Source organism: Methanothermobacter tenebrarum (assembly GCF_023167465.1).
Lineage (GTDB): Archaea > Methanobacteriota > Methanobacteria > Methanobacteriales > DSM-23052 > Methanothermobacter_A > Methanothermobacter_A tenebrarum.
Genome location: NZ_AP025698.1, coordinates 941123 through 963020, shown reverse-complemented (window position 1 = coordinate 963020; position 21898 = coordinate 941123). Strand labels below are relative to the sequence as shown.

At 42.9% G+C, this 21898-nt stretch carries 14 protein-coding genes; 13 read left to right on the top strand and 1 reads right to left on the bottom strand.

Annotation, left to right across the window (positions count from 1 at the left end; all coding sequences use genetic code 11):
* The 13 genes from psmA to MTTB_RS05250 all read left to right on the top strand — a co-directional run bounded on the left by psmA (position 1) and on the right by MTTB_RS05250 (position 20748).
* On the top strand, positions 1-747 hold the full coding sequence (gene psmA, locus MTTB_RS05320) for an archaeal proteasome endopeptidase complex subunit alpha (protein ID WP_248564000.1): 747 nt from the start codon (positions 1-3) through the stop codon (positions 745-747).
* Positions 748-753: 6 nt separating this feature from the next.
* Positions 754-1452: a ribosome assembly factor SBDS gene (locus MTTB_RS05315; protein WP_248563999.1), complete on the top strand. Its 699-nt coding sequence runs from the start codon at positions 754-756 to the stop codon at positions 1450-1452.
* Positions 1453-1498: 46 nt separating this feature from the next.
* Positions 1499-2185, top strand: coding sequence for an exosome complex RNA-binding protein Rrp4 (rrp4, locus tag MTTB_RS05310; protein ID WP_248563998.1), 687 nt, complete (start codon positions 1499-1501; stop codon positions 2183-2185).
* Positions 2182-2907, top strand: a complete 726-nt coding sequence (gene rrp41 / locus MTTB_RS05305) for an exosome complex exonuclease Rrp41 (protein ID WP_248563997.1) — start codon at positions 2182-2184, stop codon at positions 2905-2907. The genes rrp4 and rrp41 overlap by 4 nt, the downstream gene beginning before the upstream one ends.
* 1 nt (position 2908) lies before the next feature.
* A complete protein-coding gene (gene rrp42 / locus MTTB_RS05300; protein WP_248563996.1) occupies positions 2909-3718 on the top strand; it encodes an exosome complex protein Rrp42 in 810 nt (269 codons plus the stop codon).
* A gap of 6 nt (positions 3719-3724) precedes the next feature.
* Entirely contained in the window at positions 3725-3970 is a 246-nt protein-coding gene (gene rpl37A, locus MTTB_RS05295; RefSeq protein WP_248563995.1) for a 50S ribosomal protein L37Ae, read from the top strand.
* A 25-nt stretch (positions 3971-3995) separates the two neighbouring features.
* Positions 3996-4127 (top strand): Rpo12/RPC10 RNA polymerase subunit family protein, encoded by a 132-nt coding sequence (locus MTTB_RS05290; RefSeq protein ID WP_248563994.1) that lies wholly within the window; start codon positions 3996-3998, stop codon positions 4125-4127.
* On the top strand, positions 4128-4601 hold the full coding sequence (locus tag MTTB_RS05285) for a ribosomal biosynthesis protein (RefSeq protein ID WP_248563993.1): 474 nt from the start codon (positions 4128-4130) through the stop codon (positions 4599-4601). It begins immediately after the preceding gene.
* Complete coding sequence (locus MTTB_RS05280) at positions 4598-4894, top strand: KEOPS complex subunit Pcc1 (protein WP_248563992.1); 297 nt, start codon at positions 4598-4600, stop codon at positions 4892-4894. Before MTTB_RS05285 ends, MTTB_RS05280 begins: the two co-directional genes overlap by 4 nt.
* A complete protein-coding gene (locus MTTB_RS05275) occupies positions 4861-5232 on the top strand; it encodes a prefoldin subunit beta (RefSeq protein ID WP_248563991.1) in 372 nt (123 codons plus the stop codon). Before MTTB_RS05280 ends, MTTB_RS05275 begins: the two co-directional genes overlap by 34 nt.
* 676 nt (positions 5233-5908) lie before the next feature.
* Complete coding sequence (locus MTTB_RS05270) at positions 5909-6922, top strand: radical SAM protein (RefSeq protein ID WP_248563990.1); 1014 nt, start codon at positions 5909-5911, stop codon at positions 6920-6922.
* Positions 6923-7165: 243 nt separating this feature from the next.
* Positions 7166-14296: a DUF3344 domain-containing protein gene (locus MTTB_RS05255; RefSeq protein WP_282570342.1), complete on the top strand. Its 7131-nt coding sequence runs from the start codon at positions 7166-7168 to the stop codon at positions 14294-14296.
* Positions 14297-14370: 74 nt separating this feature from the next.
* A complete protein-coding gene (locus MTTB_RS05250) occupies positions 14371-20748 on the top strand; it encodes a cobaltochelatase subunit CobN (RefSeq protein WP_248563989.1) in 6378 nt (2125 codons plus the stop codon).
* Here the strand turns inward: MTTB_RS05250 and MTTB_RS05245 are convergent.
* Positions 20745-21839: an SPOUT family RNA methylase gene (locus MTTB_RS05245; RefSeq protein WP_248563988.1), complete on the bottom strand. Its 1095-nt coding sequence runs from the start codon at positions 21837-21839 to the stop codon at positions 20745-20747. The genes MTTB_RS05250 and MTTB_RS05245 overlap by 4 nt on opposite strands.
* Between the last annotated feature and the right edge of the window lie 59 nt (positions 21840-21898).

Here is a 21898-nt window from a genome sequence, read left to right as displayed (position 1 = left end):
ATGCAACCACTTCAAAGCGCAGGATATGATCGGGCCATAACAGTTTTCAGCCCCGATGGTAGACTATTCCAAGTGGAATATGCGAGAGAGGCTGTTAAGAGAGGCACGACGTCATTGGGTGTTAAATCAAAGGATGGTATAGTGTTAGCGGTTGATAAAAGACCCACAAGTAAACTGGTAGAACCGAAGTCCATAGAGAAGATATTCCAAATCGACGAGCACATAGGCGCGGCTACCTCAGGTTTAGTGGCTGATGCAAGAGCCATAATAGAAAAGGCCAGACTAGAGGCTCAAATAAATAGGATAACATATAATGAGCCCATAAGAGTGGAGAGCCTGGCTAAAAAGATATGTGATATGAAGCAACTCTACACACAACATGGTGGTGTAAGACCCTTCGGAACAGCCCTGATCATAGGAGGAGTCAATGGAAAAGGATGCAGACTATTCGAAACAGACCCAAGCGGAGCCCTAATAGAATACAAGGCAACCGCGATAGGCGCTGGAAGACCCATCGCAATGGAAGAATTCGAGAAGAAATACCGTGACGACCTAACATTAGAGGAGGCCATCAACCTAGCATTGGATGCGATATACGAGGCCACAGAGGGTAAAACCACACCAGAGAGTGTTGAAATTGCAATAATCCATGCAAAGGATAAAAAGTATAGGAAACTACCAGATGATGAGATAAGAGACCATGTTGAAGAACTCCTAATAAGGAAGGAAAAGGAGGAAGAGGAGTAAATTAGGATGGTAAGCCTCGAAGATGCTGTTATAGCCCGCTTGGAGTCCCACGGTGAAAGATTCGAGATACTCGTGGACCCTGACCTAGCCGCTGAATTCAGAAAGGACGAATCAGGGGCTGATATAGAGGATATACTAGCAGTCCAGGAAGTTTTCAAGGACGCCAGGAAGGGTGATAAGGCATCCGAGGAGACCATGCGCAAACTATTCCAAACTGACGATCCACTTGAAGTCGCCAAGATAATACTCAAAAAGGGGAGCATACAACTCACAGCCGAACAACGAAGACAGATGATAAAAGAAAAGTACAAGAAGATCGTTAACAAGATAGCCAGGGAGGCTATAAACCCACAGACAGGCCTACCACACCCACCCAAGAGGATAGAAAAGGCCATGAAAGAGGCTAAAGTTCATGTTGACCCCTTCAAGACGGTGGATGAGCAAGTTAACATCGTCTTAAAGGCTATTCGCACCAAGATACCGATAAAATTTGAGAAGGTTAAAGTGGCCATTAAGATCCCCGGCGAAACCGCCGGCCCAGTTTATGGTATTATCTCAAATTTTGGTAAAATAATCGAAGAGGAATGGCAGAAGGACGGCTCATGGATAGCTATCGTGGAAATACCTGGGGGACTCCAGGACAGTTTCTACCAGAAAATGAGTGAAATGACAGGCGGCCAAGTCGAAACAAAACTCCTCAAATAAGTCTTCTTTTTCCCTCCTATACAAGCTGGAATGGAGGCATGACTATTTGATACTAGTAAAGGATAAAGACATAGTAGTGCCAGGTGAAGTGCTGGCAGAGAACGACTATTATCCTGGCAGAGGAACATTCAAGGAGAATAATAAGATATGTTCATCCCATGTGGGCCTGGTATCCATAAGGAACAAACAGATAAGCGTCATACCCCTAGTAAGTAAATATATTCCAAAGAGGGGAGATGTTGTAATAGGTGAAATAACAGATATAAGATTCTCAATGTGGGGATTAGACATAAACTCCCCATATTCAGGTTTCCTACCAGCCTCAGAAGTTTTTGGAAAAGAGAAAAGGGGCCTTGAGAACATATTCAATATTGGCGATGTTCTCCTCTTAAAGGTGGTTGATGTTGACGAGGTTAAAAAGGTTAAACTAGGCTTGAAGGGAAGAGGACTTGGAAAATTCAAGGGAGGAGTCCTCGTCTATATAACACCTAGCAAGGTCCCCCGTCTAATCGGTAAAAGAGGGTCCATGATAAACATGATAAAGGAGAAAACACGCTGCGATATCGTAGTGGGACAAAACGGGGTCGTATGGGTGAAAGGAGACCCTGAAATGGAGAAAGTGGCCCGTAAGGTCATATTAATGATTGACAGGGAAGCCCACACTTCCGGGCTCACTGATAGGGTAAGAGACACCCTCATAGAACTTATAAAAAATGAGAAGGTTAAGGGGTGATTATTATCATCACACCAGATGAATTCAAAAGGGTCTCAGAGGCCGCGAGAGAAGATGGAAGGGCACCAGACGAGATCCGACCATTAAAAATCGAAGCAGGAATACTTGAGAGAGCTGACGGATCATCATACCTGGAATTGGGTGGTAACAAGATACTGGTAGCAGTATACGGTCCCAGGGAGGCTCAGATAAAAAGATTACAAAGACCAGACAGGGCGGTTATAAGATGCAGATACAACATGGCACCATTCTCAGTAGAGGAAAGAAAAAGACCAGGACCAGACAGAAGATCAGTTGAGATATCCAAGATAACAGCAGAAGCCCTAAGACCAGCCCTAATCCTGGAAAAATTCCCAAGATCAGTTATAGACGTTTTCATAGAAGTGCTGGAAGCAGAGGGGGGTACAAGATGCGCGGGTATAACAGCAGCATCAGTAGCCCTCGCAGACGCTGGGATGCCAATGAAGGACATGGTGGTCGCCTGTGCAGCGGGTAAAGTGAACGGTAGAATAGTCCTGGACCTATCAGAGGAAGAGGATAAGCGTGGAGAAGCAGACATACCAGTCGCCATCCTACCACGCAACAAGGAAATAACACTACTACAAAGCGACGGCAACCTCACACAGGAAGAATTCGAAGAAGCACTGGACCTGGCCATAAAAGGATGCCTAAAAATAAACAAGATACAAAAAGAAGCCCTAAAAAGGAAATATGGTGAATAAAATGGACATAGTACCCGAGATCATCCGCGAGAATATAATCAACCTCATAAACAAAAAAGAAAGAGCTGATGGGAGAGCATTAGACGAATTCAGGGAAATATTCATAGAAACGGGAGTGATAAGAAAAGCGGAAGGTTCGGCGAGAGTAAAACTCGGCAACACCCAGTTAATCGTAGGCATAAAACCCCAAATCGGAGAACCATTCCCAGACACCCCAGGAACGGGTATCATCATAACAAATTCTGAGCTACTGCCAATGGCATCACCAACATTCGAACCAGGACCACCAGACGAAAGATCAATCGAACTCTCAAGGGTCGTGGACCGTTGCATAAGAGAAAGCAACATGCTCAACCTGGAAAAACTATGCCTAGTAGAAGGCAGCAGCGTATGGCTACTATTCATAGACCTGCACATCATAGACTATGACGGAAACCTATTCGACGCAGCAGTACTAGCAACAGTAGCAGCCCTAAGAGACACGAAACTCCCCACAGCAAAAATAGAAGAAGAGGAGATAATATTAGACTATGATAACCCACAACCACTACCCCTCGAGGACACGACGCTAATGTGCACATTCGCAAAAATAGGAGACCAGATGATACTCGACCCATCACTAGATGAGGAGGAAATACTCACAGCAAGACTATCAATAGGAATGCGATCAGACGGGACAATCTGCGCCATGCAAAAAGGGGGAGAAGGACCCCTAACCAAAGAGGACATCCTAAAAGCCATAAACATTACAAAGGAGAAAATACCCCAACTCATAGAAGAACTAGACAAAAACATACCACAAACAAGGTGATCCAAGATGGCAAGAACCAAAAAAGTAGGTATCACAGGAAGATTCGGACCACGCTACGGTAGAAAAGCCAAAAGAGTTGTGAAGAAAATAGAAGAACAAATGAAAAAGAAACACAACTGCCCCTACTGCGACAGGCCCGGAGTCAAAAGAATAAGCACAGGCATATGGAAATGTAGAAAATGCGGGGCAACATTCACAGGAGGAGCATACTTACCCTCCACGCCATGGGCAAAACCGCAACACGCCACATAAAAAGGATAACAGGAGGCCAATAAACTTGTACAGATGCGCAAAATGCGGAGCCCAAATCGACCTGAAAAAATATATGGAAAACAAATGCTCAAAATGCCGTTACAGGATACTATTCAAAGAAGTGCCACCAGTTAAAAGGACAATAAAAGCAAGATAAATGTTACTGACAACCTCCAGGAAACCCTCACAGCGGACAAGATCATTCTGCCAAAAACTCAAGAAGGCCATGGGATGCCCCTATATAAACAGGGGGAAAATGAACATCCGAGAAATCCTAGAAAAGGCGAGAGAATACGATGAATCCACAATTGCTATCGTCTTCGAAAAACATGGAAACCCCAGCAGAATAACATTCTACAATACAATGGGACAACAGATAGGATACATAACAATAAGCACCGCAATCCCCAAAAGCCTTGAAACAAGACCAACAAAGAAAATAAAAGGCAGAATAGGGGATATAAGACTATTAAAGGATTTGATACCATTTGAGGAGGGTGCTGGGGGTGATTTCTGGCTTTTGAAGCCCGCCCATGGCAAATATACTATGATATTAGAATTATACCATGGAAAAAAACCAACAGGATTTAAAATATTCATAAAGAAAATCCATCTAGAGGATGAAAAGTGAAACTCCAACAAATCCAAGGAGAATTCCAGATACAACTAGAAGATGAGAAAACCGCCCATATAATATGGGAGGCTATAAAACCAGAAATAGAAAATTCACCATCAACCAGGTCAAAAATGAAAATAAAACTAGAAGATAAGACGATACTCTTAAAGATAGAATCAAGGGATTCAACAGCATTTAGAGCTGCTATGAACTCAACCCTTAGATGGATAAAACTTGCATATGATATAATAAAACTCGAAAAAGGTGATAGGTTATGGAACTTCCAAAAAACATCCAACACCAACTAGCCCAATTCCAACAATTACAGCAACAAGCACAGGCAATATCACTACAAAAACAGACAGTAGAAAGACAAATCCAGGAAACCCAAAGAGCACTAGAAGAACTTTCAAAGGCTGAAGAAGACGCCGACGTGTACAAGTCAGCCGGCAACCTCCTTATAAAGGCAAAAAAGGATGAAATAGAAGAAGAATTATCAGACAAACTTGAAACCCTAAAATTGCGGGAAAAAACCATACAAAGACAAGAAGAGAGGGTTATGAAAAAATTGCAGGAAATGCAAGTCAACCTACAAGAGGCCATGAAAAGCGCCGGCCTCAAACCTGGAACAGGAGGGGCAACCTAAAGGATTATGGGCTTGAAAAAAGGGTCTGATAAAGCTCTTATCAATAGAAAAACTTCATCACCTTTTTTTTTGGATCTTATCCACAGGAATTGGAAGAGGTGGACTTTTTCACCTCCTTCAAGTTTGTGGATTACCCCCATGATGGGGGGGCTTCCTGCTTCAACGACGAGACTTGCCCAGCTAAAGCAGGGATGCTGAGTAGAGGTTTTATCTCCAGGGGGTGAATTCGGGTTGTCCCAAACCCTACCCATCCCACAGGGTTATGGATGAATCCCATTAACATTGGGACTAATACATAAAATAATACTTTCTAGTAGTAATGTATTTATATGAAGAGATACTATAGTAGGGTGAGGACTCCCTCCCCTACTAGGGCCAATACAATCTGAGGGGACACTCCAAAAAAATGGTGGTATAACAATCCCTTTCGCTCGATGATATCCCCCCAATAGTCCCCTCACTCCCTCCCCCAAACTAATTAATAAAACTAAAATAGAAAATCTTAAATATAATATCAGATAAGCCACTATTTGTAATATGAACTGATAAAATATTATGATAAAATTGAGAAAATTGCCATTTTTTCCCTCCTAACATGTACCACCCCCCCTCCAATGTGTGGGGCGTCGCCCCCCCACACATTATAAAAGGGGAGGACAAGATATAATAATCTTGGATGAAGACCAGTCCATTCTACAAGAATATCAACGAGAAGATCCAATGCACACTCTGTGAAAGAAGATGCAAACTCTCAAATGGAGAACAAGGAATTTGCAGGGTAAGATTTAACAAAAACGGCAAATTATACACACTAACCTATGGAAGGCTAAGTGCAATGGAAAGCAGGCCAATAGAAATAAAACCATTCTACCATTACTGGCCAGGGTCAACTTCCCTTACAATAGCAACTTATTCTTGCAATTTTTCATGTCCATGGTGCCAAAATTATCAACTTTCAAGGAACCTGCCACTAGGAGTCCCATACACGCCCCCAGAGGCTGTTATAGAAAGGACCCTAAAGAATCTTGATAATGGTTTGTGCCTTAGCTTCCAGGAACCGACACTATTAACGGAGTATGCCATTGACCTTTTCAAACTTGGAAGGGAATATGGACTCTATGGATGTTATGTCTCCAATGGTTATATGACAAAGGAGGCGTTATATGCTTTGATAGAGGCTGGCCTCACAGGATTAAACATAGACATAAAGGGTGGGGAGGCCACCTATAAAAGATACTGTGACGGGATAGACGTATACAAGATTTGGAGAAACATTAAAATAGCCTTGGATAGTGGGGTTCATGTTGAGGTTGTTAATCTTGTCGTCACTGGGGTGAATGAAGACGATGTGGATTGGATAATAGAAAATCATTTGAAGTTTGCGGGTGAAGACACGCCGTTACACTTTACAAGGTATTATCCGAGATATAAGTTCACAAACCCGGCAACTAGTATAGAAATACTTGAAAAGTTTGTGGAGAAGGCTAAAAGGGAGGGTGTGAAGTATGTTTATATTGGTAATGTGCCGGGTCATAAATATGAGAATACTTATTGTCCAGGGTGTGGGAGGCTTTTAATAAGACGGTTTTCTTATAGGATCCTTGATTATGGGATTGAGGATAGTAAATGTCCATGGTGCAAGGAAAAAATTAGAATATATGGTAGTTACATCCCCAAAGATTCTATTTGATCCCCCTACCTTCTATTTTTTTGGGTTTAGTTGTCCTGGGCGTCCCTTATTTTGATATCGGGTTTTTTTTGAGAATGTGTTGGGGGTTCCCCACAAACTATTTAATACCCCCCTTTTATTTTCACCAAATATTAGTAATATCCACACTTTATTTAATACGCTATTTTTATATCATCCCAAAACTAGTAATACTATTTTGGTAAGGTATATATAAAACCTCTATAGACATTAAAACGTGAAAAAATGAAGGGGGTGAAAAAACTGAAAAATGAACAAATATTATTCATAGCCCTCATGGTAGTGCTAACAGTCACACTCACGGGATCTGCTTATGCGGACAATTACGTGGGTGGCAAACCCCTAGAAACCGTCCAAGAAGGCAACGTAACCGGAGACGTTGCAGTAGACTCCTACTACGGCTTCAATGCAACCGACCCCAAAAATGTCACATACACATTCAACTATACAATACCAGACCAGGCCACCATCAAAAACGCGACACTATACGTACTAGTCTATTCAGGACACATGCAGGAACCAAGACAAACATACATCAACGTAACCTACAACGGACAACTACTAGACAACCAATCACTATACACCAGATACAACTACCCCACCGAAGGCGGGAATAATAACACAGCTATCCTAGGCCCCGGACATGAAAACGACCCTTATCTGATGGTTAATGATCATACGATGCGCGTGACAAGCGACTACCTCCTATGGTATGATGTGACGAACCAGACACAAAAGGGGGATAACTGGGCTAACGTGTGCACCACAGGATCCTACGACGGCCGCATAAAACTCATAACCCTAGTAGTAGCCTACAACCTACCAGACAGCACAACAGGGACAAGATACTGGGTCAACTTTGGACACGACGTAAGCAGCTACAATGACGAAGATTACACTGGAGAGACAAACTTCACAGGAACCGTACCAGGCACAGTCAAAGATGCAACCCTGATGATAGTCCATGCAGCAAGCGTTGATGGAATCTACACCTACAATGGCAATAATCTGCCAAATGGCACATACGAAAGACGGGGAAGCTACAGTGGATATGAAATATGGAACATCACAGGATACTACAATGTTAACCAGACAAACACTTTCACATATCATAAAAGTCCAGGCACAGGACTATCAGGCTACTACAAAATCATCCTAGCAATCCAGAAAGTAACCTACACACCAAACATAGATTTAAGGTTCCAAATAGCAAGTCTCCAAGGTGGAGCAGCATTTGTATTAGAGAACAATACAATACAATGCACAATCAGAAACAATGGCACGGGAACATCACCACCAGCAACACTAGCCCTTTATGCCAATGACGTGTTAGTTGCAACTGCAACCATACCATCCATAGGACCCAATGGCCAAGTAAATTGTAATATAACGGATCCTACGATTAGACCCGCCACTCCAGAGACGCTCTATGGTAACAATAATCAGAACTTGACTTACAGGGTTGTCATAGACCCATACAATGAAATCCCAGAGACTAATGAGGCGAACAATGAACGAACAATAAACGCCCTAATATTATACAATGGATACAAAGGGAAAAGGTGGGCCTATAATGGCTCAGACATTAACACAGTGGAGGTCTATGATGGTCAGTATGGCATGGCATATTATGCGCAGCCGGCCACAACCTATGCAAGTGGAACAAGTGGATGGTCAAATTACACGGTAATCTTTAATGGCACGCAACCAAGCATACCAGACGGTGCCATTCCAGTTAAAGCATACTTGTATGCACCATATAACTGGGATAACAAGGGCACACTACCATGGGAGGGTGCCGCGACAACATACCTCACAATACAATTTAACGACGCCATATTCCAACCAGGAAACTACACAAGATGGTACTGGGACCAGTCAAACTTCGGAGGCTACGCTAATTACAAATATGGTCTGTTAGTCTATGATGTCACAGAATATTACAAACCAAACCAGGAGAATGTGGTGAACGTAACATTATCAGTCCCGGCATCAATGCAGACCCACACACTCAGCATGTACCCGTTCACACTCCTAGTAATCTACAATGACACGGGATCAAGGAGACAAATATTCCTAGCAGAAGAATACGACATCCTACTGTTAGGTTCAACATATGGGACAAGTCCTGATGAAACAATAGCATACATCAACTTCAACGGCACCATCGACACCAACAAGGTTAAGAATGCCACCTATTATGCCTGGGCAACCCACGCGGGTCCAAACGAGGGAAACGTATACTTTAATGACCAACTACTAGCATCAGGGGTATGGCAAGGGAACTCCCAGACATCATATCCAGAGGTTTTCAATGTTACGGGAAGACTCCGACCAGAAAACAACACAGCAGCTATACAAGGAACAGATTCCGGTGGCATGGGGGCAATCCTCCAGATACTACTGGTAGAATATGAAATGGAGATAAAGGCTAATTTCACGGCCAGTCCAACGATTGGAGTTGTACCATTAACTGTTCAATTCCAGGACTTGTCAACTGGGGCCACTGAATGGCTTTGGGATTTTGGTGACGGAACTAACAGTACCGAGCAGAACCCAACCCACATTTACACACAACCCGGGGAGTATACTGTAACTCTCACGGTGAAGGGTCCTGGAGGAGAGGACACACTAACAAGCTACATAACAGTTGCAAGGGTCCTGAACCTGCAAACTAATAGGACATTTGATAGGATCCAGGATGCTATAAATGACAATGAAACACAGAATGGTCACATTATACTCGTAGGCGAGGGCAACTACACAGAAAACATAGGCCTGACGAAATCTTTAACATTAAAAGCCAATGGGGTCGTTAACCTCATTGCAAGCAATACAGGCAGTAACGTTATCAAAGTAAATGCGAATGACACATGCGTCGAGGGCTTCATTATACAAGGAGCCACAGGTTCTGGCGCTGCAGGGATACTAGTCGATGGATATGACCGCTGCACATTAATCAACAACACTGTTATCAACAACTATTATGGAATTAGACTCGTGAATTCAGAGGCTTGCATGCTCCGTAACAATAGTATCATAAATAATACGCGCAACCTGGGGGTATTCACTAAATTTGTTCATGACATTGACACAAGCAACAGCGTCAATGGGAAACCAATATACTACCTGATGAACGTCCAGGATATGACCTTCACAGGTGATGTGGGATTCATTGGACTAGTGAACGCTACGAACATCACAATAAAGGATATTAGCATCTCAAATTCACAGCAGGGGATACTACTGGTCAATACAACCAACTCGATTATTGAAAACGTAACTCTAACCCAGAACAGGTTCGGAGTAGACATCTTCAATTCTAGCATGATAACGATCAAGGATAGCACGATAACAGATATTGACAGTGTAGCTATCATCTTCCGACAGCCAACCACTGAGAATACGATAGAAAATAATACTATAGGAAACTGCGGCCATTCTGGCATATACTGCAATGATGGGATAACCAATAGTATAATAAGATACAATAACGTGCAAGCCAGTCTTTATGGTATAATAGCATATGGGGATGGTAACAACACAATAGCGTACAATAACATCACAAGTGGCGGGCTACAAATAGGTAGCAACAACATCGTAACAGATAATATAATAAACCCGGGCTCAGCCAGGTCAGTTATATATATCGGGGGTAGCAACAATCTCATAGCCAATAACACAGTCTATGTTGCAGATAAAAGCGGTATCCGCACCGAAACTGGAGGAAACAATACAATAATAAACAACACCCTGATAGGGACAAACAAACAGGGATATGGAATCGTGCCACTAAACAGTGACACAGTACAAAACAACATAGTAACAGACTGCAATTATGGAATATGGCCATACAATGCCAGGAACTGTACAATAACATGGAACAACGTCACAGGATGCAACTATGGAATCTACATAGTAGGTGGAGGTAATCATACAATCCATGACAACATCATCAGAGAAAACACGAAAGGTATTCGATTGACAGGCTCTGGTATAGGGGCCAGTACAGGGAACCTCCTATACAATAACTACTTCATCAATAATACAAACCAGACCGAAGGAGATCCAAGTAATAACAATTGGAACACGACAGAGGCTGGTAATTACTGGTCAGATTACACAGGAGACGACAACAACGGGGATGGTATAGGAGACATACCATACCAGCAGGACCAGAAACCATTAATTGTTGACCTCATGATCGAAAATGTCACAATAACAACTAACACTATACAAGTGAGGGTTAAGAATAATGGAAAGGCAGACCTCACACGTATAAGCCCCAATGCAAGCTTCCCAGTCAAAATATTCTATGATACCCAGGAATCCACGCACCTGATAGGACCATTAGCACCTGGAGGATCACAAACAATAACACAGGAAATCACCATCACACTGGGAAGCCACCAGCTTAACATAACCATCCTATACAATGATACAACACACCACCTTGGAGATACAAGTATAAGAGATGCTAACATCACCAACAATATCCAAAACATGACCCTAACATTCCTACGAGACCTTAAAATCACTAACATTACATATAATCCAGGTAATGCGGCCGGGCACCGTGAATTATTCGCCAACGAACCCAACATGATCAACATAACCATAAGTAACGAAGGAAACCTAGACGCAGGCCAATTCAAAGTGAAACTTACAATAGGCGATTACACCAGGACAAAGACCATAACGGGCTTACCTGCAAACTCAACTACCAATGTGACATTCGATGATTTCACACCAACAATAGCAGAACCCGTGAACATCACAGTCATAGTGGATAGCGACAATGAAGTTGAAGAAAGCGATGAAACCAACAACAGTCACGAGACAACAGCTACGGTCTACTACAACGGATACAAGGGTAAAAGGTACACCAATGGTAGTGACATCATCACAGTGCTAGAATTCGAAGGAAACATAAACCTGATTTACTCCCATGGCAATGCCACCTACCAGAGTAGTGGATGGACAACCTATACCGTCACTTGGACACCTACAGACCTACCTGTGCCGGAAAATGCCAACATAAAAGCAGCATTCCTCTACCAGCCATACACTTGGAATAACGGTACAATCGACTTCAACGCAACATTTAATGGGGAAACAATAAATCCAATCGCACACTACAATGACACAAAAGGATACGGAACAAGTAATTATCCTTCCGGGCTCGTTGTCTACAATATAACCGACAAATTCCAGAAAAACCAGGATAACACACTAGTCCTTACAAGGGGACCCAGTAATCTAGCACTTTATGGCTCCTACATCATCATAATCTACGAGGATAGCAACGAAACCTACAAGAGGATATGGATCAACCAGGAAGCAGACATGCTATACAGTCGCCCAGATTATGGTGTAAATGATACAGAAGCAACAGCATACGCTGTATTCAATAATGTCCAGAAAACCAGCAATGCCATGATAATAGCAGTACTAGCATCAGCCAACGAAGCTAACAAGAGCAAATTTTACGTTAACAACCAGGAATACCCTGGATTCTGGACAGCCTACAATGCCACAACACAGATGGGCTTCAGCATATACAACGTAACAGAAGCACTAACCAACGGCACAAACATACTAGCCTTCCAGAGCTATAACAACGGAAGCAACGGAGACAACATGGTAGCATACCAGGCAATACTAATCACAGAATACAAGGCTGCTAATATAACAGTGAGTAACCTTACAGTGTCCCCAACAAGTGGAGTCGCACCACTTAACATAACAGTCACTGCTAACCTCACTAATACTGGTGAGGTTCCAGGGGACTACACTGCAAACTTGAAGGTCAACGATACTGTGGTTGAGACTAGGACAGTAACGGTCCAGGCAGGAGAAACAGTACCGGTAACATTCACAAGGACACTACAAGCCGGAGTATACAATGTAACGATAGACGATCTACCACCAGTGACTGTAAATGTCCTGAAACCCGCTAATATAACAGTGAGTAACCTTACAGTGTCCCCAACAAGTGGAGTGGCACCACTTAACATAACAGTCACTGCTAACCTCACTAATACTGGTGAGGTTCCAGGGGACTACACTGCAAACTTGAAGGTCAACGATACTGTGGTTGAGACTAGGACAGTAACGGTCCAGGCAGGAGAAACAGTACCGGTAACATTCACAAGGACACTACAAGCCGGAGTATACAATGTAACGATAGACGATCTACCACCAGTGACTGTAAATGTCCTGAAACCCGCTAATATAACAGTGAGTAACCTTACAGTGTCCCCAACAAGTGGAGTGGCACCACTTAACATAACAGTCACTGCTAACCTCACTAATACTGGTGAGGTTCCAGGGGACTACACTGCAAACTTGAAGGTCAACGATACTGTGGTTGAGACTAGGACAGTAACGGTCCAGGCAGGAGAAACAGTACCGGTAACATTCACAAGGACACTACAAGCCGGAGTATACAATGTAACGATAGACAATCTTGAACCAGTGACTGTAACTGTATCAAGTGCTGGTGTTAGGATAGTTGATCTTGCAGTGGCTGCTAATACCATAAAATCATATTATGAGCGTTATGGTAGGCTGCCAAGTTCTGTGACAATCGCAGGACAGAAGTATACTATGGCACAGTTACTCTACTTGCTTACAAGTGCCACGGTCAATATAAATGCTGGTAATTTGGCTCCAATCAATCCTAGGAGTGTTGCACCTCCACCATCACCCGGTGGAAGTTATAGGCATGGCAGGCTTTACAAGTCAGAGTATCTGCGAGTTGCTGGGAATATCATGACGTTCATTGGAAGGTATGGTCGAGCACCCAATTATGCTAGTACAAGTCTTGGCAGGATACCATTCCAGCGCCTGGTCTACATGTACTCCAAGATCATAGCATTCTACGGAACAAACAACAGACTACCCAATTACGTCAGAATCGTATCAAGTGCTGGTGTTAGGATAGTTGATCTTGCAGTGGCTGCTAATACCATAAAATCATATTATGAGCGTTATGGTAGGCTGCCAAGTTCTGTGACAATCGCAGGACAGAAGTATACTATGGCACAGTTACTCTACTTGCTTACAAGTGCCACGGTCAATATAAATGCTGGTAATTTGGCTCCAATCAATCCTAGGAGTGTTGCACCTCCACCATCACCCGGTGGAAGTTATAGGCATGGCAGGCTTTACAAGTCAGAGTATCTGCGAGTTGCTGGGAATATCATGACGTTCATTGGAAGGTATGGTCGAGCACCCAATTATGCTAGTACAAGTCTTGGCAGGATACCATTCCAGCGCCTGGTCTACATGTACTCCAAGATCATAGCATTCTACGGAACAAACAACAGACTACCCAATTACGTCAGAATCTAATTTCCCAAATTTTTTATTTTATTTTGGGCTCCTATGATGGAATATGAAAAAGGAAATTTGATGGGGGAGGAGATATGGAAAAATTTCAGAAACTGTTGGGTGTCATCATCCTAACAGTGGCCATATTCGCATTAATTTCTTCATCCTATGCTGATCCATACTGTGGAGGCTTAAAACTTAACACAACCAAGAATGGAACCGTAAGTGGGGGACTCTATGTTGACACCTATCTTGGCACTAACGGATCGGCAGACTATAGCATAAATAATCTTGGTAATTCTAGTGTAGTATATACTTTCAGGGATCTGCCCAATAATGCGAGTGTTTCATGGGCGCAACTTTACGTACTCGTATACCAGGGTCATATGCAGAATAATTATCCTCTTAATGTGAACGTCACATATAATGGTCATCTGCTAGAGAGCACACACCTATCTTCATGGTACACTTATCCCCTCTTAGATGAAGAAGCTCCTCAGTATCTTCAATATAATGATCATATTGTGAGGGTTACAAGTGACTATCTACTATGGTATGATGTGACTAACATTACCGGGACTAGAAACTGGGCTAATGTAACAACCTTTAATTGCACCACAGATGGTCGTATAAAACTCATAACCCTAGTAGTAGCCTATGATATCCCGGGGAGCACTGATACTATCGCTTACTGGGTTAACATGGGCCAGGATGTGGACAATTATTACTACCAGCAGAGTACTGGGGAAAATTATATTGGGGAGACTATCTTCAGGTCGAGTATTGCAGCTGAAAAAATAGAGAATGCCATGGTCACTGTGGTCCATGGGAGTAGTCAAGACGCTCAATACACATTTAATGGGAGGAGACTGTCAGGTTTTCAGTTAACAGGTACTTATAGTGGGTTGAACAGATGGAATGTAACTGGACAATTCAATCCCAACGGAGATAATATCCTAACTTATGACGGTACTGGATCTTACTATAAGGTAATCCTAGCGTTACTTGAAGTTAAGTATAAGCCACCGGCCATTACAAAACCAGACCTTTGGATACAATCGCAGGTTCAAGGGACATTCTATAAAGGCTTAACATATACTATCAGCGCCCTTGTTGGGAATGTGGGTAATCAGGATGCGAGTCAGGTTAGGGTTGATTTCCTTGATAATGGTGTGAAAGTTGATAGTTGTGTTATTCCTGTGCTTGCTAGTGGGCAGACAACTACTATAAGTTTTAATTGGACTCCGACGACGGTAGGCGCCCACACACTACAACTCATCATAGACCCAGAAAACAGAATACAAGAAATCAACGAGACAAACAATAACATAACATTGTCCTTAACGGTTAATCAGCCATTTCCTGACCTCATATGTAAAGGTGTTGATTTAGTTGCTGATTTTATAGTTAATGAGACATACACGTTTACTGCGCGGATATCAAATATCGGCCCAGTAAATGCGAGTCAGGTTAGGGTTGATTTCCTTGATAATGGTGTGAAAGTTGATAGTTGTGTTATTCCTGTGCTTGCTAGTGGGCAGACAACTACTATAAGTTTTAATTGGACTCCGACGACGGTAGGCGCCCACACACTACAACTCATCATAGACCCAGAAAACAGAATACAAGAAATCAACGAGACAAACAACAATTTCACCAGATCCTGTACAGTTAAAAAGAGCGGTAATATCCTAGTTTTCATTATAAGCGATGAGGGGCAAGCTATAGTCATCAACCAGGCGGCTCATGATAGCAACGTTCTTGGATATGCTCCTATAAGGGAAAAGGTTCAGATACAAATCAGAAGCTGTGAACAATTATCTCGAATGTCAGACGACGAACTACTGCAACTCCTATCAGCCTGTGACATATTCATCGGGGAATATCTTAGTGACAGCGCATCTCAGCGCCTACAAAGGCTGCTCTCCACACACCCGCATATAACCAACAAGACAAGTGGCATATTTCTAATACTAGAACCTGCAATAGTCTATAATCCAGCGTATACAAGCCTGATGAAATATTTAAACATTAAAGGAGAATACATCCTCTCTAACATCCCAGATGAGCTCTTGATCGACTATTATCATAACACGAAAAAGGGCACCAACTTCGAGAAGGTATTAAATTACACCTCATCCTCTAATGTTACCAGCATATTCCCATCAGAGTATAATATGGCAGTAGTCTACAAGGACATCAATAATAAGAACGCATTTGTCAACCAGATCGTCTGGGCCCTCAACCTGATAGGAGTACCGGACACTGGCTACTGGAAGCCGCCAACATGGGCGGTCAGCGGCGAAAAACCCTACGGGATATATCGACATGGATGGTACGAAAACCTTGCAGAATACGCTAATAAGTATTTCAAGGCAAACGCCACGGGTTGCATAGGACTCCTCGAGAGCAAATTGTACGTGGACAGCCAGAAGCTACAACCATATTATGCGCTCATCGATGCACTAGAGGCCAGGGGATTTAACGTAATACCGGTAGTGGCATATGGGGCCACTCCAGAACAATTGAAGGTCATGGTGGAGTCATTCACGGACGCCCCCGATGTTGAAAGCTTCTTCGAAAACCTATCAAAGTATAAGGTATATGTTGATGCTATAATAAGTATGCCAGCTTATGGTCTGGGCGGTGACTACTTCTCAGGCACTACACGATTCTTTGAGCTTATAAATGTCCCAGTATTCAAGGCCTTGCACTCTGATTATTTATTCGCAGAACAATGGGAGCTCAGCACACTAGGATTAAGGCAGCTTACAGGCGATAGATGGTGGCACATAGCAGTTCCTGAAGCTCAGGGGATCATAGATCCGACGATTGTGGCCACCAATTCGGAGCCCGTCACAGACCCGGACACTGGATTATCCTATAGCCTCTATAAGATAATACCGGCGAATATTGAGCACCTTGCAGACACAATAAAGGGCTGGGTTAACCTGAAAAGGCTGCCAAATAATGAAAAGAAAGTGGCATTAATCTACTATAATTATCCGCCAGGGAAGGACAATATCGGCTCAAGTTACCTTGATGTTATAACGAGCATCTATAACCTCCTCAACATCCTAAAAGAAAAGGGGTACACTGTAGAGGGCATACCCGCTAATACGACAATACTCCATAATATGATATTAGGAAAGGCTATCAATGTAGCCCCATGGGCCCCTGGAGAACTTGAAAAACTCGTAGAGAACGGTGCAATACTTTACCCAGTGGACAAGTACATGGAATGGTTCTCCAAACTTGACGAGCTTACAAGGATCCAGGTCATTGAGGGACCTGTAGGATATATTGGAGAGTTATGCAAAAGGGCAATAGAATTAGATTATACAACAGGTATGGAAGACCGTATAGACTCATGGTACAATGGGATAGTATCATTGTTGCCAGAAAACAAGACAAGTATGGCTATACCCCTACTGGATAAGATAGTGGCCTCGCTCAAGAACTATATCCTATCAGGTGATCTAAGATACTATAATGAGTTTTTAGAATATAAGAGGCAGTTTTTTGCACTTAACATTAGTGGCTTGTCTGGTTGGGGTCAACCACCCGGCGATATAATGACGGTAGAAAAGAATGGTACAAAGTATTTCGTAATCCCTGGGATATGGTTTGGTAACATTTTCATTTGCCCAGAGCCTCAGCGTGGATGGGAAGGGGATGTTAACAAGCTCTATCATAGTATGGTGGTTGCCCCGCCACACCAGTACCTTGCAGTTTACGCCTATTTACAAGAGAATACTGATGCGATGGTCCATCTTGGAAGACACGCCACCTATGAGTGGCTCCCCGGCAAAGAGGTTCTGTTAGCATCCTATGACTTCCCAGAGGTTGTTACAGGCGCCACTCCCCAAATCTATTATTATATAGTCGATGGACTCGCAGAGGGTATCCAGGCTAAGAGGAGAGGATCAGCAGTGATAATAGACCACTTAACACCACCATTAACATTCACGGGATTATATGGTGGGTATGCCAGATTAGCAGCTCTTGTAGGCCAATATGATGGTGCTGATGAATCAACAAAGGCGGAGATAATCACTAATATAAGGAAAACAATAGAGGAGAATAATCTCACACAACTCATAGAAATGACAATGGGGGTGTCACTCAACAAATTGGATGGGGATAAGCTGGTTGAGACAATAGAGGATTACTTGGGACAAATCCAGGATACATTGTATCCTTATGGTTTACATGCTATTGGCAAGAATTGGACAGAAGATGAGGTGGCGATGCTTGTCTCCTCAATACTTTCAGTGCCATTCCAAGTTTCTGCCACAGAAGAGACAACATTATATGATGAAGTAGCCCTCTTGTTCTATAGAAAATCTTATGAGAACCTTACCAGCATACAAAAGGGGCAAGTGCAGGAAAAGTGTATTGAGATTGTGAAAAGTGTTATCACAAATGGCTTGAATGCTACACTCGATAATCTAACTAGCACACCAACAGCCGGACTGAAAAGGGCGTTAGAGTTAGCCCAGGAGTATGCGACGAGGGTGTATGAGAGTATAGATGCTGAAATAGAAGCTCTATTAGATGCTCTAAATTGTGGTTATATCCCACCAGGGGCTGGTAACGATCCAGTGAGCAACCCTGACGCCCTGCCAACTGGTAGGAATTTCTTCCAGGATCAAGCAGCGGAGATACCCACGAGGAGCTCATTTGAATATGGTAAAACCCTCGCATTATTAACATTGCAAAACCTCAATGATACTGTGGAGAAAATAGCTGTTGGGATATTCTGCACAGAAACAGCACGCGATGACGCCGCGCTAGTATCAATGGTACTAGTATTGCTTGGAATGGAACCTGACTGGTCAGATTCTCCAAGTGCTGGTGTAGGAGGCGCTAAACTCAAGGAGATGCCGAAATATGTAGAACTTAAAGACCTAATACGTCCAGAGGGTTGGGAGAAAAAAAGGATCGACGTGGTAGTTATAACAACAGGCCTATTCAGGGATCTTTACAGCAGACAAGCCGGACTACTAGATAAGGCGTTCAGAATAGCCCTGGCAAGATCCTACTATACGATCCTGGATAATCAGACGCTCAAACAAAAATACGGAGACAAGATAGAAAAGGCACTGGATTATGTACTGGGGCCAGTTGGATTCTATGGTATCGGTGACGAGCCATTAGATTACAATTATGTGGCTAAACATTGGGTTGAAGACTTTGAATATTACATGTCACTTAACATGACACCAGAGCTCGCTGGAGAGTATGCAATCTCAAGAATATTCGCTCCCCCAGAGAACGATTACGGGGCAGGAATATCCAAGAGCATACAGTTAAGTTGGACATGGGAGGACAGAATGCAACTTGCAGACTTCTACCTTAACAGAATGGGCAACATATACTCAAGTAATTATTGGGGTGCATCCAATCCCCTAGTCTTCAAGAGGGCGCTCACAGGTGTCGGAGCAGTATACACGAGCAGAAACACCAACCTCTACGGCGTACTGGACAATGACGACTTCTTTGATTACTGGGGTGGACTTTCACTCGCCATAGAAAGAGTGAACGGTCGCGCACCAGCAATGTATGTTCTAAGTTATGGGAACAGGGCCACCCCACGGGCTTTGACGATTGAAAATTTCATAAGTCAAGAGGCTGCAAGCCGTTATTTCAACCCTGAATGGATCAAGGGTATGATGCAAAGCGACCCCACTGGCAGATACATCAGCAGGAAATTTATATCTAACCTTGTGGGATGGACGATTACACGCTCCACATACACTAGTCCAGTAGGTTCCTCACAGGAGTTTTACAATTCATTATGGCAGACAACCTACAATGTATACCTCAAAGACAGTTATGGTATTGGAACTACGGCCTGGCTTTCAACTGGTAACAGAGCATATGCTATGATAAGTGCTACTGGTACCATGCTAAACCTCATCTATTTGGGTTACTGGAAAGTTGATGAGAATACTCTTAGGAGTATAAGTAATATGTGGGCTTCGACGATTTCAGAGTATGGTGTTTCTTGTTGTGACTGTAGCTGCGGTAATATTGCTATGATACAGTGGGCTATGGGTTATGTGAATCCTAACCTTTTAAGTCAGGTTAAAGCGAAAATTTATGGTGCTACACAAAACAGTGCCTTTGCACCTACAGGATCCCCAGGTATTCCCGGACAACCAGGTGTGCCGGGCACCCCAGGACAACCAAGTCCTGGGACGGCATCACAGCCTGGTGTGAGTCCCGGTTATACTGGTGGTCAAGGACGGGCAGGTGGACAAACCGGTTCAGGAGCTGGAAGTGCCCAAGGAGTTGCCGCGGCTGGGGGTGCAGGTCCAAGGTCATCTGGTAGAGCCTATGAAGTGAGTAAAGTTGGTGGAATGTCTGGTGCAAGCGCTGGTTTGCCAGTATATGCGATCGTGGGTGTATTAGTCCTCGTGGTTCTTGTTGGTGTGGGATATTTCTTTGGTGGCCGTGGTAGGGTCTAAGTTTTTATCCTATTTTTTCTTTCCTTTTTTTTTTGGTAGAGTTGGTAGAGTGTTGTGAGTGTTGCTGGTATTGCGTGTTCTGTGGCGAATGTTATGTATGGTGTGAGGTCTATTATGTAGTCTGCGAATTTGAATAGTCCTCTGGGTATTCCTTCTCTTGATCCTATGAGTATGATTATTTCTTTTGATTTTCTCAGGTCTTTTTTCAGGTTTTCTTTTATCGTGTTTATTGGCTTCCTGGTGGGGTCTGTCATTATTATTGTCCTTTTTTTCCTTTTTTTGTCTCTTGTTGCCTGGTAGAGGTCCCATAGGCTTATTGGGACTTCTTTTGTGGGCCATGGGTATGCTTTCTTTTGTATCATATATCTTGATTTTTGCCCTTTTTTCACGCCTTTTATGAATTCTGCCAATTCTTCGGCGTTCATTTTCTCTTTTGGGGCTATTATGAGTTCTTTGACTTCGTAGGCTTGGGCTGCTCTTCCTATTTTTTCTCCGAATTTTTTGGCTATTTGTGGTTTGCCCCAGTATGGCATTTGTATTATTGTTGTTTTGTGGAATAGTTTTCTCGCGTTTTCTTTTTCTGGTGTGTATTTTTTCCATTTTTTGCCTTTTTTGATGGATATGTAAGTGTTTTCTCCGATTATTTCGACTTTTATTATCTTGTCTGGGAGGTTGAGGTTTACTGTGGCGTTTGTTAGTTGTAGTATTTTTTCTCCGAGTTTCTTGTTTATTTGGAGGCTTGTGAAGTTATGTTTTCCTCTTCTTTTTGTTTTAATTGCGAATGTTTCACCCTCTTTTATATGCTCTGCTATCTTCTCCGCCTTTTCTAGGATTTTCTCTATTCTGGATTTTGTTTTGTAGTGTATTGGGATTGTTCTTTCTATTTCTGGGATGCTTCTGAGTTTTTCCACAGCCTTGTCATCTGATGTTTTTAGGATGATTAGACCCGAGTAGCCTTCTGGTGTTATCCAAATGTCCGCGTCTTCGAGTTTTTCCTGCAGGTAGGATGCTGCGATTCCTTCTAGGCCCTTTTGCGTTTTTATAATGAATTCTTTAATATTCGCACCTCCATGATCTCCTTTGTTTCGCACAAAAAAATGGTTATTACTATGGGGTCTTGATCAACCAATATAGTAATAATACAATTTAT